The sequence below is a fragment of the Microbacterium sp. LWH10-1.2 genome (genome assembly GCF_038397765.1).
In the GTDB taxonomy this organism is placed as follows: Bacteria; Actinomycetota; Actinomycetes; order Actinomycetales; family Microbacteriaceae; genus Microbacterium; species Microbacterium natoriense.
Genome location: NZ_CP151638.1, coordinates 3,301,183 through 3,315,679, shown reverse-complemented (window position 1 = coordinate 3,315,679; position 14,497 = coordinate 3,301,183). Strand labels below are relative to the sequence as shown.

The 14,497-nt window shown below is 70.3% G+C and carries 8 protein-coding genes; 6 read left to right on the top strand and 2 right to left on the bottom strand.

Going from position 1 to position 14,497, the window contains the following annotated elements; genetic code table 11:
* Positions 1-69 precede the first annotated feature (69 nt).
* The 4 genes from MRBLWH10_RS15465 to MRBLWH10_RS15450 are packed head-to-tail and all read left to right on the top strand — an operon-like array spanning position 70 to position 3,848.
* The gene (locus MRBLWH10_RS15465) at positions 70-696 is read left to right on the top strand and encodes a M15 family metallopeptidase (protein WP_341940598.1); all 627 of its coding nucleotides are present in this window, start codon (positions 70-72) and stop codon (positions 694-696) included.
* Positions 693-1,808, top strand: a complete 1,116-nt coding sequence (alr, locus tag MRBLWH10_RS15460; RefSeq protein ID WP_341940597.1) for an alanine racemase — start codon at positions 693-695, stop codon at positions 1,806-1,808. Before MRBLWH10_RS15465 ends, alr begins: the two co-directional genes overlap by 4 nt.
* Positions 1,805-2,797 (top strand): D-alanine--D-alanine ligase, encoded by a 993-nt coding sequence (locus MRBLWH10_RS15455; protein WP_341940596.1) that lies wholly within the window; start codon positions 1,805-1,807, stop codon positions 2,795-2,797. The genes alr and MRBLWH10_RS15455 overlap by 4 nt, the downstream gene beginning before the upstream one ends.
* Entirely contained in the window at positions 2,784-3,848 is a 1,065-nt protein-coding gene (locus MRBLWH10_RS15450; protein ID WP_341940595.1) for an acyltransferase family protein, read from the top strand. The genes MRBLWH10_RS15455 and MRBLWH10_RS15450 overlap by 14 nt, the downstream gene beginning before the upstream one ends.
* A 23-nt stretch (positions 3,849-3,871) precedes the next feature.
* Here MRBLWH10_RS15450 and MRBLWH10_RS15445 read toward each other — a convergent pair whose 3' ends face one another.
* The gene (locus MRBLWH10_RS15445) at positions 3,872-6,361 is read right to left on the bottom strand and encodes a DUF3516 domain-containing protein (protein WP_341940594.1); all 2,490 of its coding nucleotides are present in this window, start codon (positions 6,359-6,361) and stop codon (positions 3,872-3,874) included.
* A 350-nt stretch (positions 6,362-6,711) separates the two neighbouring features.
* On the opposite strand from MRBLWH10_RS15445, the gene MRBLWH10_RS15440 reads away from it, so the two are divergent.
* Positions 6,712-9,024, top strand: a complete 2,313-nt coding sequence (locus tag MRBLWH10_RS15440) for a hypothetical protein (RefSeq protein WP_341940593.1) — start codon at positions 6,712-6,714, stop codon at positions 9,022-9,024.
* 177 nt (positions 9,025-9,201) lie between these two features.
* A complete protein-coding gene (locus tag MRBLWH10_RS15435) occupies positions 9,202-13,494 on the top strand; it encodes an SdrD B-like domain-containing protein (RefSeq protein WP_341940591.1) in 4,293 nt (1,430 codons plus the stop codon).
* Positions 13,495-13,765: 271 nt separating this feature from the next.
* Here MRBLWH10_RS15435 and deoD read toward each other — a convergent pair whose 3' ends face one another.
* Entirely contained in the window at positions 13,766-14,476 is a 711-nt protein-coding gene (gene deoD / locus MRBLWH10_RS15430; protein ID WP_341940590.1) for a purine-nucleoside phosphorylase, read from the bottom strand.
* Positions 14,477-14,497 lie beyond the last annotated feature (21 nt).

Sequence of the window (14,497 nt, the reverse complement as noted above, 5' to 3'; positions counted from 1 at the left end):
CCGGGCATATCGGGAGCATATGGAAAACCGCATACGCCGTGGCAACAGGCTCCCTTCTTCACTGGAATCATGAACGACAGCCGCTCCCTCAGACAGCGACGCCTCACCACAGTGCTCGGCCTCGCGCTCCTCGCCGCCCTGGTCGCCGGATTCATCGCCGTGATCGCCCAGCAGGCGTCCGCCCCCGCATCCGCCACCATCGATGCCCCAGGAGGCGCGGCGGCCACCGACGGAACCGTCGACGAACAGGACGGCAAGATCGAGGAGGCCGACCGGATCTCGGTGTTCGCCGACACCCCCGCGGTGTCGAACCTCGACGCCGACCTGCTCGCCGCCGTGCGGTCGGCCGCCACCGCCGCCGAGGAGGACGGCATCCGCCTGCACGTCAACAGCGGCTGGCGCTCCCCGGCCTACCAGGACGAGCTGCTCGCCGACGCCGTCGCGAAGTACGGCTCGGCGGAGGAGGCCGCGCGCTGGGTGGCGACACCCGAGCGGTCGGAGCACGTCTCCGGCAAGGCGATCGACCTCGGCCCCGTCGCCGGTCAGGACTGGCTCTCGCGCCACGGTGCGGAGTTCGGCCTGTGCCAGATCTACGGCAACGAGCCGTGGCACTTCGAGCTGCGTCCGTCGGCTCCGGCCAACGGCTGCCCGCTCATGTACGACGACCCCACCGCCGATCCGAGGACCCAGCGATGACCATGACGCTCACCACCCCCCTGTCGCGTCTGCACGCGCCGACGCTCACCACCCTTCCCGCCGCGGTCGCGGCCAACGTCGACCGCATGCGCGCGGCGACCGACGCCAGGATCATGGCCGTCGTGAAGGCCGACGGCTACGGGCACGGCGCCGTCGCCGTCGCCAGGGCGGCCGTCGACGCCGGCGCCGACTGGCTGGGGGTGACGGATGCCGCAGACGCGACCGCGCTCCGCGACGCGGGACTCGACGTGTCGATCCTGGCGTGGCTGAACCCGTCCGGCGTCGATGCCGCCCAGGCCGCCGCCGACCGGGTCGACATCGCCGTGGGCTCCGTCGAGGAGCTGCGGCAGCTGGCCGGGGACGCCGCGGCGCCCGTGCGCGTGCACCTCCACCTCGACACCGGCATGTCGCGCGGCGGGTGCCCCGTCGAGGACTGGGCGGAGCTGCTGCGCGTCGCGCGGGCCGCCGCCGGCCGCATCGAGATCGTCGGTGTGATGGGGCATCTGCCCCTGGCCGACGACGCGGATCCGCGGGCGAACGCCGCCGCGGTGCTGCGGATGCGGCACGGACGCGACACCGTGCTGCGTGCGGGCTTCGGACCGCTCGTCACGCACCTCGCCGCGACCTCGGGCGCGCTCACCGACCCCGCCACGCACTTCGACCTGGTGCGGGTGGGCGCCGGCCTCGTCGGCATCGACCCGTCGGGCACCGTGGAGCTGCACGGGGCGTCGCGGCTGACGGCATCCGTCGTGCACTCGGCGCTCGTGCGCGCCGGCACGGCGATCGGCTACGGAGGGACGTACGTCACCCCGGCGGAGACGCACCTCAGCGTGATCGGCGTCGGGTACGCCGACGGGATCCCGCGCGAGCTGACGGAGGGGGCGGGTGTCGAGATCGGGGGGTCTCGGCATCCGATCGTGGGGAGGGTGTCGATGGACCAGATCGTCGTCGACACGGGGAGCCGGGAGTTCCCCAGGGGGGAGACGGCGACCGTGTTCGGACCGGAGGGCGGGGCCGTGCCCAGCGTGCAGGAGTGGGCGCGCTGGGCGGGGACCATCCCGCACACGATCGTGACGGGCATCGGCCCGCGAGTGGAGAGGAGCAGGGCATGAGGGTACTGGTCATCGGCGGAGGACAGAACTCCGAGCACGAGGTGTCGCTCGCCTCGGCGGCGGCGGTCGCCACGGCGCTGCGGTCGATCGGCCACGAGGTGCGCACGGTCACGATCTCGCGCGACGGGGTGTGGGATGCCGCGCCCGTCGCCACCCCTGCCGAGTCGCTCGCCGCGGCCATGCCCGCGCTCGCCTGGGCCGACGTCGTGTTCCCCGCCGTGCACGGTGCGCTCGGCGAGGACGGAGCGCTCGCGGCCCTGTGCGCGCTCGCCGGAGTCGCCGTCGTCGGCTCCGACCTGCGCGCGGGGGCGATCGGCATGGACAAGTGGGCGACCAAGCTCGTGGCGGAGGCGGCGGGCATCGCGACCGCGCCGGGGTACGTGATCTCGGCATCCGACCTCGGCGACGTGGAGTACGAGGGACCGGTCGTCGTGAAGCCGGTCTCCGCCGGATCCAGCTACGGCGTGGGCCTCGTGCGCGAGCCCGGCGACCTGCTCGATGCGCTGCGCACCGCGGCGCGGTTCGACAACAGGATCCTCATCGAGGAGGTCATGCGCGGTCGCGAGATCGACGTGGCCGTGATCCGCGAGGCCGGGGGAGTGCGCTGGGCGGCCCCGCCGCTCGAGATCCACGCCACCGGGCTCTTCGACACGGCGATGAAGTACGACGGCACCGCGAGGTTCACCGTCCCCGCCGTGCTCACGCCGGCCGAGGCGGGAGCGCTGACGCGCACGGCCGTGGCGATGTTCGACGCGCTCGGCTGCGCCGGGGTGGCTCGCATGGACTTCTTCCTCACGGAGGACGGACCCGTGCTCAACGAGGTCAACACGATGCCGGGGCTCACCGCGGCCTCGCAGGTGCCGCGCATGTTCGCGGCGGCGGAGGTGCCGTACCCCGAGCTCATGGACAGGCTCGTGCAGGCTGCGGCCGACCGTCGGGCGTCGAGCGAGCGCAGTGCGACGACCCGGAGGGACCATGCGACAGCGTGAGGGGTGGCCCGACGTCGCGAAGGGCGTGTGCATCGTCCTCGTGGTGCTCTGGCACGTGGTCACCAAGCACGCGATCGAGATGCAGGACGCCGGGCCGGTCACCGATGCCTGGGCCACGCTGAACGCCCAGCTGCTGCCGCTGCGTATGCCGCTGTTCTTCCTCATCTCGGGGATGTTCGCCTGGCGCGCCGTCACCGCGCCGAGCGGCGGGAGCTGGCGCATGCGCGCGGGCCGCCTCGCCCTCGTCTACGTCGTCTGGGTCCTCATCCAGACCGCGATGCTCGCGCTCACCCCCGACTTCGACACGGCCCGAGCGGAGGACGCCGGGGAGCTCCTCGCGCAGCTGACCTTCAGCCCGACCAACCTCTGGTACCTGCTCGCGCTCGCCGTGTATCTGGCCGTGGCGCGGTTCACCAGGCACGTGCCGACGGCGGTGCTGCTGCCGGCGGCCTTCGTGGTGTCGGCGGTGGCGGCATCCGGAGTGCTCCCCGACCTCGGCAACCTGTGGCAGGTCCTGCAGAACCTGTTCTTCTTCCTCGCGGGACTGCGCCTCCGCGAGCTCGTCGAGCGCTTCGCGGCGACGACGGGCCTGCGCCGAGCCTTCATGCTCGCCGCGGCATACATCGCGGCGGCCGCGGCCGTCGGCGTGCTCGGCATGCGTCAGTGGCCGGGCGTCTGGCCCCTGCTGTCGGTGCTCGCCGTGGCGTTCGGCGTCGCGGCGTGCGTGCTCCTCGACCGGCGGGTGGAGGCCGTCGCACGACCGCTGCGCTGGATCGGGCGGCGGACCCTGCCGATCTACGTGATCCACATGATCCCGCTCGCCCTGCTCGACGGAGCGCTGCGGTCGACCGGCATCCGCACCGTCCCGCTGATCGAGGCCGTCGAGCCGCTCGTGCTCACCGCGGTCGTCATCGCGATCTGCCTCGGCATGCACGCGCTGCTGGTGCGCCTGGGCCTGGGCATCCTCTTCGACCCGCTGCTCCCCCTGACGCGAGCGCGGGAGCGGGTGAGAGCGCTGCCCTCCGGGGCTCGGGAGGCGCAGCAGCACTGACCTCTCAGTGGTCGGGGTGACGGCTACAGCCGGTCGACCCCGGTCACGGTCACCACGGCGGCGCCCTCCTCGTCGGATGCCGCGAGGTCGACGGTCGCCGAGATGCCCCAGTCGTGGTCGCCCGCTGGGTCGTCGAGGATCTGCCGCACGGTCCACTCGGACGCGCCCTCGGTGACGAGGATGAGCGAGGAGCTGCGGGCGTCGGCGCCCGTGAGGATGTCGTCGTGGTCGGCGAAGTACGCGTCCAGGGCGTCGGACCAGGCGTCGGCGCCGAAGTGCGGGTCGAGCTCGGCGAGGGACTCGACGTCCTCCCTGGCGGCGAGCTGCACGCGGCGGAACAGCTCGTTGCGCACGAGGATGCGGAAGGCCCTGACATTGCTCGTGAGGCGCTTGGGCGCTGGGGGGACCACCGGACCGTCCTCGTGGTCGACGGGGTGCCCGTGCACCAGCTCCTCCCACTCGTCGAGGAGGCTCGAGTCGACCTGCCGCACGAGTTCGCCGAGCCACTCGATGAGGTCGCGCAGGTCGTCGTTCTTCAGTTCCTCGGGGATCGTCTGCGACGCCGCGCGGTACGCGTCGGAGAGGTAGCGGAGCACCACGCCCTCCGAGCGGGCGATCTTGTAGTAGGCGACGTATTCCCCGAACGACATGGCGCGCTCGTACATGTCGCGCACGACGGACTTCGGATGCACCTCGAAGTCGCGGATCCACGGCTGGGCCGCGCTGAACGTCTCGAACGCCGCGCTCAGCAGCTCGTCGAGCGGCTTCGGATAGGTGATCTGCTCGAGCAGCTCCATCCGCTCGTCGTACTCGATACCCTCCCGTTTCATCTCGGCGACCGCCTCGCCGCGGGCGAGGAACTCCTGCTGCCCGAGGATGGCCCTGGGGTCGTCGAGCGTGGACTCCACGATCGAGATGATGTCGAGCGCGAAACCGGCGGAGTCGGGGTCGAGCAGCTCGAAGGCGGCGAGGGCGAACGGCGACAGCGGCTGATTGAGCGCGAAGTTGGGCTGCAGGTCGACGGTGAGGCGGATCTCGCCGGCATCCGTCTGCTCGACCACGCCGGATTCGAGCAGGGTCCGGTAGATGCCGAGGGCCCGCAGCGCGAGCTCGCGCTGGCGTCTCCTGGGCTCGTGGTTGTCGTATACCAGTGAGCGCATATTCCCGAAGACGTCGCCGCCGCGGGCGATCACGTTCAGCATCATCGCGCTCGTGATCTGCATGTGCGAGGTGAGCGTCTCGGGCACGGCGTCGATGAGCTTGCGGAACGACGGCTCGCCCCACGACACGAAGCCGTCCGGCGCCTTCTTGCGCACGATCTTGCGCTTCTTCTTCGGGTCGTCGCCCGCCTTCTTGATGGCGGCGGCGTTCTCGCTCTCGTGCTCGGGCGCCTGCGAGACCACGGTGCCCGCGGTGTCGTAGCCCGCGCGTCCTGCCCGGCCCGCGATCTGGTGGAACTCGCGCGCGTTCAGCTGCCGCATCCGGGTGCCGTCGAACTTCGTGAGCGCCGTGAGCAGCACGGTGCGGATCGGCACGTTGATGCCGACGCCGAGGGTGTCGGTGCCGCAGATCACGCGCAGCAGCCCGCGCTGGGCGAGCTGCTCGACGAGCCGGCGATACTTCGGCAGCATGCCGGCGTGGTGCACGCCGATGCCCGCACGGAGGAACCGGGAGAGCGTCTTGCCGAACGCGGTCGTGAAGCGGAACTCCCCGATCAGCGCTGCGATCTCGTCGCGCTGCTCGCGCGTGGCGACCTTCGTGCTCGACAGCGCCTGCGCGCGCTCCATGGCTGCGGCCTGCGAGAAGTGAACGATGTAGACCGGCGCCTGGCCGGTGCTCAGCAGATCGTCGATCGTCTCGTGGATCGGCGTCGTCTCGTAGAAGAAGTGCAGGGGCACCGGCCGCTCGACGCCGGTGACGGATGCCGTGTCGCGGCCCGTCCGTCGGGAGAGGTCGGCGGCGAGCTCGGTGACGTCGCCCAGCGTCGCCGACATCAGGATGAACTGCGCCTGCGGCAGCTCCAGCAGCGGCACCTGCCAGGCCCAGCCGCGGTCGGGGTCGGCGTAGAAGTGGAACTCGTCCATGACGACCTGTCCCACCTCGGCATCCGTGCCCTGACGCAGAGCCAGGTTCGCGAGGATCTCGGCCGTGCAGCAGATGATCGGGGCATCGGCGTTCACGGAGGAGTCGCCCGTGATCATGCCGACGTTCGCGGCGCCGAAGATGTCGACCAGCGCGAAGAACTTCTCGCTGACCAGAGCCTTGATCGGGGCGGTGTAGTACGTCCTCCGGCCGGACACGAGGGCGGCGAAGTGCGCCCCGACCGCGACGAGCGACTTCCCCGTGCCGGTCGGGGTCGAGAGGATCAGGTTGTTCCCGGAGACGATCTCGATGACCGCCTCGTCCTGCGCGGGGTAGAGGCTGATGCCGGTGGACTCGGCCCACTCGACGAACGCCAGGTACACGGCATCCGCATCGGATCCGTCGGGTACGGCCGTGTGATCGAGGAGCATCCTTCGATCATCCCCTACCGGACGGATGCCGGCCTACCGCCTTCGTGTGCCGCCGGGGTCGGGGGAAGTGACGCCTCACGGTGGAATTGACCCCCGGCAGGGGTCACCTGCACGTCCGATATGACGCGTCGATGCGGCATCCTGCTTGACTCCCCACCGAGCGCGCCCCCCAGTGCGCGCCATGCGTCCGCTTCGACATCCCCGCAGGCTCCTGAGTCCCCCATGGACTCGTTTCGCTGCGCGATCGGAGACGGGCGATACATCACCGAGGGAGAGGGCAAGGTATGGAGCACGTATCGCGTCGGACGGCGAGCAGCCGTGGCACGAGGGGTCGGGGATTCACCCGATCGATGACATGGGCGGTCGGAGCCGTCACAGTTCTGGGCGGGGTCCTGCTGCCCGCCACCGCTGCGAGCGCGGCGGAGGACGTCATCACGGTCACCAGCCTCGGGCTCAGCGGCCCCGGCACGCTGCGCGGAGCGCTCGAGGCCGCGAACGCCTCCACGAACCCCGACGGTGTGCGCATCGTCTTCGATGCGGCTCTCGCGGGCACGGGCGAGCTGTCGCTCACCGGCGGCTCGGCGAACAGCATGCTCACGACCGACATGACTCCTCCTGGGTCCTCGTGGGACACCCTGGGTGCGCGTTTCCTCATCGATTCCGAGGTTCCCGTCTCGATCGACTTCACCAACCTCGACGGCATCACCGACATCGACGGCTCGTTCGCCGCCGGCATCTACGTCGCATCCGACGACGTCTCGCTGAGCAACCTCGCCAACCTGCGCGCGGCCGAGTCCGGCATCGTGATCAGCGGCACCGGCACGACCGTCACGAACGTGGAGCTCAAGGACAACGACACGAACTGGCAGGAGGTGGGTGTGCTGCTCCTCGACGGGGCGGCCGACACCACGCTGACCGATCTCGTGATCCAGAGCCCTCTGTACGGCGGCATCATCGTCGAGCACGACGCGACCGTGACCAACACCGTGATCGACGGCCTCGCCAGCCGCGGCGTCGAGACCTACGCTCACGTGTTCATCGACAACGACTCGACCGTCACGGGCTTCACGGTGCGCAACAGCGTTCTCGGAAACCCTGCGGAGACATCGCCGACGCACGGCGTGTGGCTCGACCAGAACGCCACGGTCACCGGCCTCACTGTCGCCGATTCGACGATCCAGTCACCCGGGAAGAACGGCCTGTTCTTCGACGGCGCCGGTCAGACGCTGACCGACACGAGCATCACGGGCACGACGTTCGGCGGCAACGAGGGCAAGAACATCTCGCGCACGATCGGCAACAACACCGCCGACTGGAACGGACTGGTCTTCTCCGGCAACGACGTCTCCTACGCGGGCTCCGTCGTCTTCGGCGGAACGCTCACCGACGCGACCTTCGCCGACAACTCGTTCACGAACATCAGCGACGGCGTGTTCGCCGCGCTGCAGTTGGGGGACACGACCACGAACGTCGACGTGACCGGGAACACCTTCGATGTGATCTGGGCCGTCGATACCATCCGCGTGCAGGGCGCCGGCGCCACCGACGTCGTCATCGCGGACAACACGATCGAGAACCTGATCGCGGACATCTCGCGCTCGGCGATCCGCATCGACGCCCCCGGTACCGGCAACATCGTGCAGAACAACACCCTGATCCAGGATCTGACCGACGAGACGCTCCCGGCCACGGTCGACAACCACTGGGCGATCTACAACTCCGCGAACGCTGCGAGCGCCGACGCCCCGGTGGGCTGGAGCATCATCGGCAACTCGATCGACGGCTTCGGCGGTCGTGACCGTTCCCAGGCTCCGATCGTGCACAACGCGATCGGCACGCTGCCGGTGATCGGCAACACCTTCGGCGCGAACACCCGCGGCGGCACCGACCCGGTGATCGAGGAGAGCGGCTTCTGGTTCCTCTGGAACGTCGGCGACTCGGTGAGCAACAACACGGTGCAGACGTTCCGTCCGGAGACGGTGCGCTACGACGGCACCACCGCCACGTTCACGGCCGTCCAGCCGGCGAACCTCATCGGCAACAACACCGCGGCAGCTCCCGTGACGCTCCACGTCTACTGGACGGCGGCGGACAACGCCGAGGAGTACCTGGGCGAGATCACGGGTGTCGCTCCCGGCGCGTCCGTGTCGATCCCCACCACGCACACGACGGGCTTCCTGCGCGTGCAGACCGTCGATGCGAACGGGTTCACCTCGCAGTACTCGAGCATCGACGAGGACACCGCGGTCGTCCCTGCCGCTCCGGCCGTGACCGGGACGACGCCGACCGGCGCGACCGGAACCGGCACCTCGGGCGCGACGATCACCGTCCGCAACACGAAGGGCGACGTCGTCGCCACCGCGGTGGTCGGCGAGAACGGCGCCTGGTCGCTCACCTCCGGTCTGACGTGCAACACGCAGTACTTCGTCGACCAGACGGTCGACGGGGTCGAGAGCGCGACGATCCCGTTCACGACGGCAGCCTGCCCGACCACGCCGGGAACCGGTGGGGGCACCACGGGTGGCGCGGGCGGCAAGGGCAGCACCGGCGGATCGCTCGCGAACACCGGTGGGGCAGACCTGACCGGCGTCGCGCTCGGCGCGATGGCCGTGCTCCTGCTCGGCGGCTCGATGCTGGTGCGTGCGCGCCGGCGTCGCGCCTGATCGGGCGGATCGAAACGGCGTGAGGCTCCCTCTGACCCCTCACGGGGGTCAGAGGGAGCCTCACCTTGGCACAGCAGGCCATGTGCTCGCCAGTATGTCGGTGGGCACAAGTCTTCTGGGGAACTCGAAACGAGAGTCGCGGCCGATTGGGGAATCGGGCGCGGGGGAGAGAAACACGTGAAGAAGACACTCGCTGGAGTGGCCGCGCTGACGACCGCGGCCGCACTGTCCATCGTCGTCGCGCCGCCGGCGGTCGCCGCGGCCGGAGACGGGACGATCACGCTCACCGTGGTGAACGACGTCAACGCGAACAGCACGCGAGACGCCGCCGACGCCGCGCTCAACGGGGTGACGGTGCGGTTCACCGATCCGCAGAACCACACGTTCACGCGCTCCACGAACGCGGCCGGTCAGGTCGTGCTCGGCGGAGCGGACGCGGGCAACACGCTCGTGGGCGGCAAGTACCGCATCGAGGTGACCAACCCGAACACCGGCACCTACACCGAGGCGCGCATCCTCGACGGGCACACCGAGCCGCAGTTCGCCCCGGCGACGTCGTTCGTCGACGTGTCGGGCGGTGCGGATGCCGCGCTCAGCGTCGGCTACGTCGACGTGAGCACGCTGGGCCCCTCCAACGCCACGATCTTCTCCGCCATCCAGCCCGACAGCATCTGGCCGGGCGCGGGTGAGGGCCGCGAGATCTACCAGGTCCCCTACCGCCTGAACAGCGCCCCGACCGGCGTCACCTCGCGGGTCACGACGGGGTCGGTGTACGGCATCGGCCTCGACCAGAAGGCGCAGAAGCTCTACGCCGGCGCCTACGCCAAGCGCGGCTCGGTCTACGGTGCGGGCGGCCCCGGTGCGATCTACCGGGTGGACCCGTGGTCGGGAGCCACCGAGGTCTACGCCACGGTCGCAGACGCCGGCACCACGGTGCACGACATGACCAGCGTCAACGGCGCTGGTCACCAGACCCAGGACTTCGACTTCCGCACCGCGGTGGGCCGTGAGAGCCTCGGCGACGTGGAGGTCACGGAGGACGGCAAGTACCTCCTCGCGGTGAACATGCACACCGATTCGGTCGTCGTGTACCCGGTGCAGACGGCCCCGAACCCTGCTCCGGTGCAGACGCTCCCGATCCCGGCCGTCGCCTGTGCGGCGGATCAGGACTGGGCGCCGATGGCGATCGGCGAGAACGCCGGCAAGATCTACGTCGGCGCCGTGTGCGGCGTGACCATGCAGGCGAGCGTGATCGAGTACGACATCTCGGCCTCCGGCATCCTCAGCCCCACCGGCGTGGTCTACTCCGGCGACCCGACGACGGCCCCCGGCCACAGCGGCGTCGTCTCGGGCAACCTCGCCGTCGACGCCTCGTGCCGCTTCGTGGACTGGCTGCCGTGGAGCGACGGCGTCGCGCAGGCGTGCATCAACGCCGGCGCCGCCTCGACGCCCATCAACCCGGCGGCCAACGGACTCGCGGGGCAGTTCTCGGTGCCGCAGCCGATGCTCTCCGACATCGAGTTCACCGCCGCCGGTGACATGATCCTCGCCTTCCGCGACCGCGGTGGTGACCAGTACAGCTCGCTGCTCTACTACGGCACCCGCACCAACGGTCTCGGCGCCTACTCGAACTACGTCACCGCCGGCGACATCGTCGGGGTGTGCGCCTCCGGTTCCACGCTCGACTTCGACTGCCGGGGCAGCCAGCCCCGGGGCGGCGACTTCGACGACTTCGGCGGTTTCCACAACGAGGCCGCGTTCGGCGGCATGGTCCACGTGCCGGGCACCGACCGACTCGTCATCAACCAGATGGATGCCACCGGGCTGTTCTCGAACGGCCTGCGTGCCTTCAACCCCGCGACGGGCAACCAGGCGGCAGGCAGCACCGGCTCCGCGAACGTGCTCGTCACCGACGACTTCCAGAAGGCGCAGGGACTGGCCGACATGGAGGCGCTCGTGCTCGCGGCGACCCAGCAGATCGGCAACCGCATCTGGCTGGACACCGACGAGGACGGCATCCAGGATGCGGACGAGCCGTCGGTCGCCGGTGTGCAGGTGTCGCTCTACGACACGGCCGGCACGCTGATCGCGACCACCGTGACCGACGCGAACGGCGAGTACTGGTTCGACACCGACGACGGTCTGCTGCCGGCGACGGACTACCAGATCCGTCTCGACCGCCCGGCGGACTTCGCCGCGGGCGGCCCGCTCGCCGGCACCACGCCGACGGGCGCAGCCGCGGGGTCGAACCGCGGCATCGACAGCAACGGCGTGACCGTCGACGTCGGCGGCACTCCGACCGTCGTCGCGAACGTCACCTCGCCCGCGGCCGGACGCAACGACCACTCCTTCGACTTCGGCTTCGTCCCGACGCCGGTGTCGATCGGTGACTACGTCTGGATCGACCGAGACAACGACGGGCAGCAGGACGCAGGAGAGCCTCCGGTGGCCGGCATCACCGTGCAGCTGAAGGACTCGACGGGAGCGGTGATCGCGACCACGACGACGGATGCCGACGGCTACTACTCCTTCACGGATCTGCGTGCATCGAGCGACTACACGGTCGTCTTCCCGACGACGGTCACGGTCGACGGCGACGTGTACCGTCTCACGGCGCCGAGCAGGGGTGCCTCGGCATCCGACTCGAACCCGGCCGTCGACACGGGCGCCGCGCCGGTGCGCACGCCCGCGTCCGGCGACAACCTGGGCACTCCTGGCGACGCCGACGACCCGACGATCGACGCGGGCTACGTGCCGATCGTCTCGGTGGGCGACTACGTGTGGATCGACGCCGACAAGGACGGTGTGCAGGATGCCGGTGAGACGCCCGTCGCAGGGGTCGAGGTGAAGCTGCTGTCGGCCGACGGCCAGACGGTCATCGCGACCACCACGACCGACGCGAACGGCTACTACGTCTTCACCGACCTGCCGGGTTCGACCGACTACATCATCGAGTTCCCGACGACGGTGACCGTGGGTGGCATCACCTACCCGCTCACCGAGCGCGACGCGGGCGATGACGACGCCGCGGATTCGGATGCCGACCCGGAGACGGGCCGCGTCTCGATCACGACGCCGGCGTCCGGAGCGAACTCGGCGGAGCCCGGCGAAGCCGACGACCCGACGATCGACGCGGGCTTCATCGCCCCGCCGGTCTCGATCGGCGACTACGTGTGGCTCGACGCCGACCGCGACGGCCAGCAGGACGAGGGCGAGAAGCCGGTTCCCGGCGCGACCGTGCGGCTGCTGTCGCCCGACGGCGCCACGGTCATCGCGACCACGACGACCGACGAGAACGGCTACTACGCATTCACCGACCTGGCGCCGGGCGTCGACTACGTCGTGGAGTTCCCGACGACCGTGACGGTCGACGGCGTGCGCTACGTGCTCACCGCGCCGACGCAGGGTGGGTCGGCGACCGACTCCAACCCGGCCGTCGACACGGGCCGCGCCCCGGTGACGACGCCCCTCGGCGGCGGCAACTCGGGTGAGCCCGGCGAGGCCGACGACCCGACGATCGACGCGGGCTACGTGCCGGTGCTGGTCTCGATCGGCGACTACGTGTGGCTCGACGCCGACGGAGACGGCATCCAGGACGAGGGTGAGTCCCCCGTCGCCGGTGTCGAGGTGAAGCTGCTCTCGCCCGACGGTGAGACGGTCATCGCGACCACCACGACCGACGCGAACGGCTACTACGTCTTCACCGACCTGCCGAACTCGACGGACTTCATCGTGGAGTTCCCGCTCTCGGTCACCGTCGACGGCGTCGAGCACCACCTCACCACGCCCGGCGCGGGCGAGAGCGACGGAGCGGACTCGAACCCGGCCGTGACGACGGGTCGCGCACCCGTGACCACGCCGGCCGACGGGCAGAACTCGGCGGAGCCCGGCGAGGCCGACGACCCGACGATCGATGCGGGCTACGCGCCCGTGAAGGTCTCGGTCGGCGACTACGTCTGGATCGACGCTGACCGCGACGGCGTGCAGGACCCGACCGAGAAGCCCGTCGCGGGCGTCGAGGTGAAGCTCTACGACAAGGACGGCGTCCTCGTGGCGACGACCACGACCGACGAGACCGGGTTCTATGTGTTCACCGATCTGAAGCCGTCGACGCAGTACTCGATCGAGTTCCCGACCTCCGTGGTCATCGGCGGAACGACCTACCCGCTCACCTCGGCGAACGCCGGCGGTGACGACAAGGACTCGGATGCCGACCCCAAGACCGGTCGGGTGACCTTCACCACTCCGGCGACGGGATCGAACTCGGCGCTGCCGGGCGAGGTCGACCTGCCGACGCTCGACGCGGGCTTCGCGCCTCCTGCTCCGATCGTGGCCCCTGGCCTCGCGGTCACGGGTGGTGCGGTGCCGTGGGTGCTCGGCGGAGCGGCCGGTCTGCTGCTCCTCCTGGGTGCAGCGCTCGTGCTGATGCGTCGCCGCCGCGCGACCGCTGAGGCCGTCGAGATCGACTGACCGAAGTTGAGGAAGGCCGTCGCGATCCGTCGCGGCGGCCTTCCTCGCGTCCGGGGGTTCCCTGGCGCGTGCGCTGGGTGCCCCGTCGCGTGCGCCGCTCGCGCGTTCGGGTCTCGTCGTCGCGTGCGCCGCTCGCGCGTTCGGGAGGAGAAAGCACCCTCGGGCTGAGGAATGCGGGCGGATCCTCAGCCGGTGCGTGAGTTCTCCTCCCGAACGTGAGGGCAGGGAGGGGGTGCGCGAGAGGAGCCGCGCGAGAGGAGGGCCGCGACCCTCAGGTGGTCGCGGCCTGCAGTGCGATGCGGATCATGTCTCCGAAGGTCTGCTCGCGCTCCAGCGCGGTGGTTTCCTCGCCCGTGACGATGTGGTCGGAGACGGTGCAGATGCTCAGCGCTCGCCGACCGTAGTACGCCGCGAGCGTGTAGAGGCCGCTCGTCTCCATCTCGACGCCCAGCACGCCGTGCTGCACGAACGGCTCGGTGAGCTCGGGGCGGGTGCTGTAGAACTGGTCGCTCGAGAGCAGCAGTCCGACGTGCACGTTCGACCCCGGCGGCTCGGACTCGCTCGCCTCGACGGCGGCGCGCAGCAGAGAGAAGTCGGCGACGGGGGCGTAGTCGAGACCGTGGAAGCGCACCCGGTTGATGCCGGAGTCGGTGCACGCCCCGTTCGCGATGATGATGTCGCGCACCTTCAGCTTCTCGGTCAGCGCGCCGCACGACCCGACCCTGACGACCGTCTGCACCCCGTAGGAGTCAAACAGCTCGTTCGCGTAGATCGCCATCGAGGGCTGGCCCATGCCCGACCCCTGCACCGAGACGCGATGCCCCTCCCAGGTGCCGGTGAAGCCCAGCATCCCGCGCGTCTCGGAGTACAGCTGCGCGTCGTCGAGAAAGGTCTCGGCGATCCACTTCGCCCGCAGCGGATCTCCGGGGAACAGGACGATGGGGGCGATCTGGCCGGGCTCTGCGGCGATGTGCGTGCTCATGGGGTCAGCGTAGTGAGGGGT

Bases quoted from the DNA above. Each gene is read 5' to 3' on its own strand.
- MRBLWH10_RS15465 (WP_341940598.1), top strand. From the start codon at position 70: ATGAACGACAGCCGCTCCCTCAGACAGCGACGCCTCACCACAGTGCTC.
- alr (WP_341940597.1), top strand. From the start codon at position 693: ATGACCATGACGCTCACCACCCCCCTGTCGCGTCTGCACGCGCCGACG.
- MRBLWH10_RS15455 (WP_341940596.1), top strand. From the start codon at position 1,805: ATGAGGGTACTGGTCATCGGCGGAGGACAGAACTCCGAGCACGAGGTG.
- MRBLWH10_RS15450 (WP_341940595.1), top strand. From the start codon at position 2,784: ATGCGACAGCGTGAGGGGTGGCCCGACGTCGCGAAGGGCGTGTGCATC.
- MRBLWH10_RS15445 (WP_341940594.1), bottom strand. From the start codon at position 6,361: ATGCTCCTCGATCACACGGCCGTACCCGACGGATCCGATGCGGATGCC.
- MRBLWH10_RS15440 (WP_341940593.1), top strand. From the start codon at position 6,712: ATGACATGGGCGGTCGGAGCCGTCACAGTTCTGGGCGGGGTCCTGCTG.
- deoD (WP_341940590.1), bottom strand. From the start codon at position 14,476: ATGAGCACGCACATCGCCGCAGAGCCCGGCCAGATCGCCCCCATCGTC.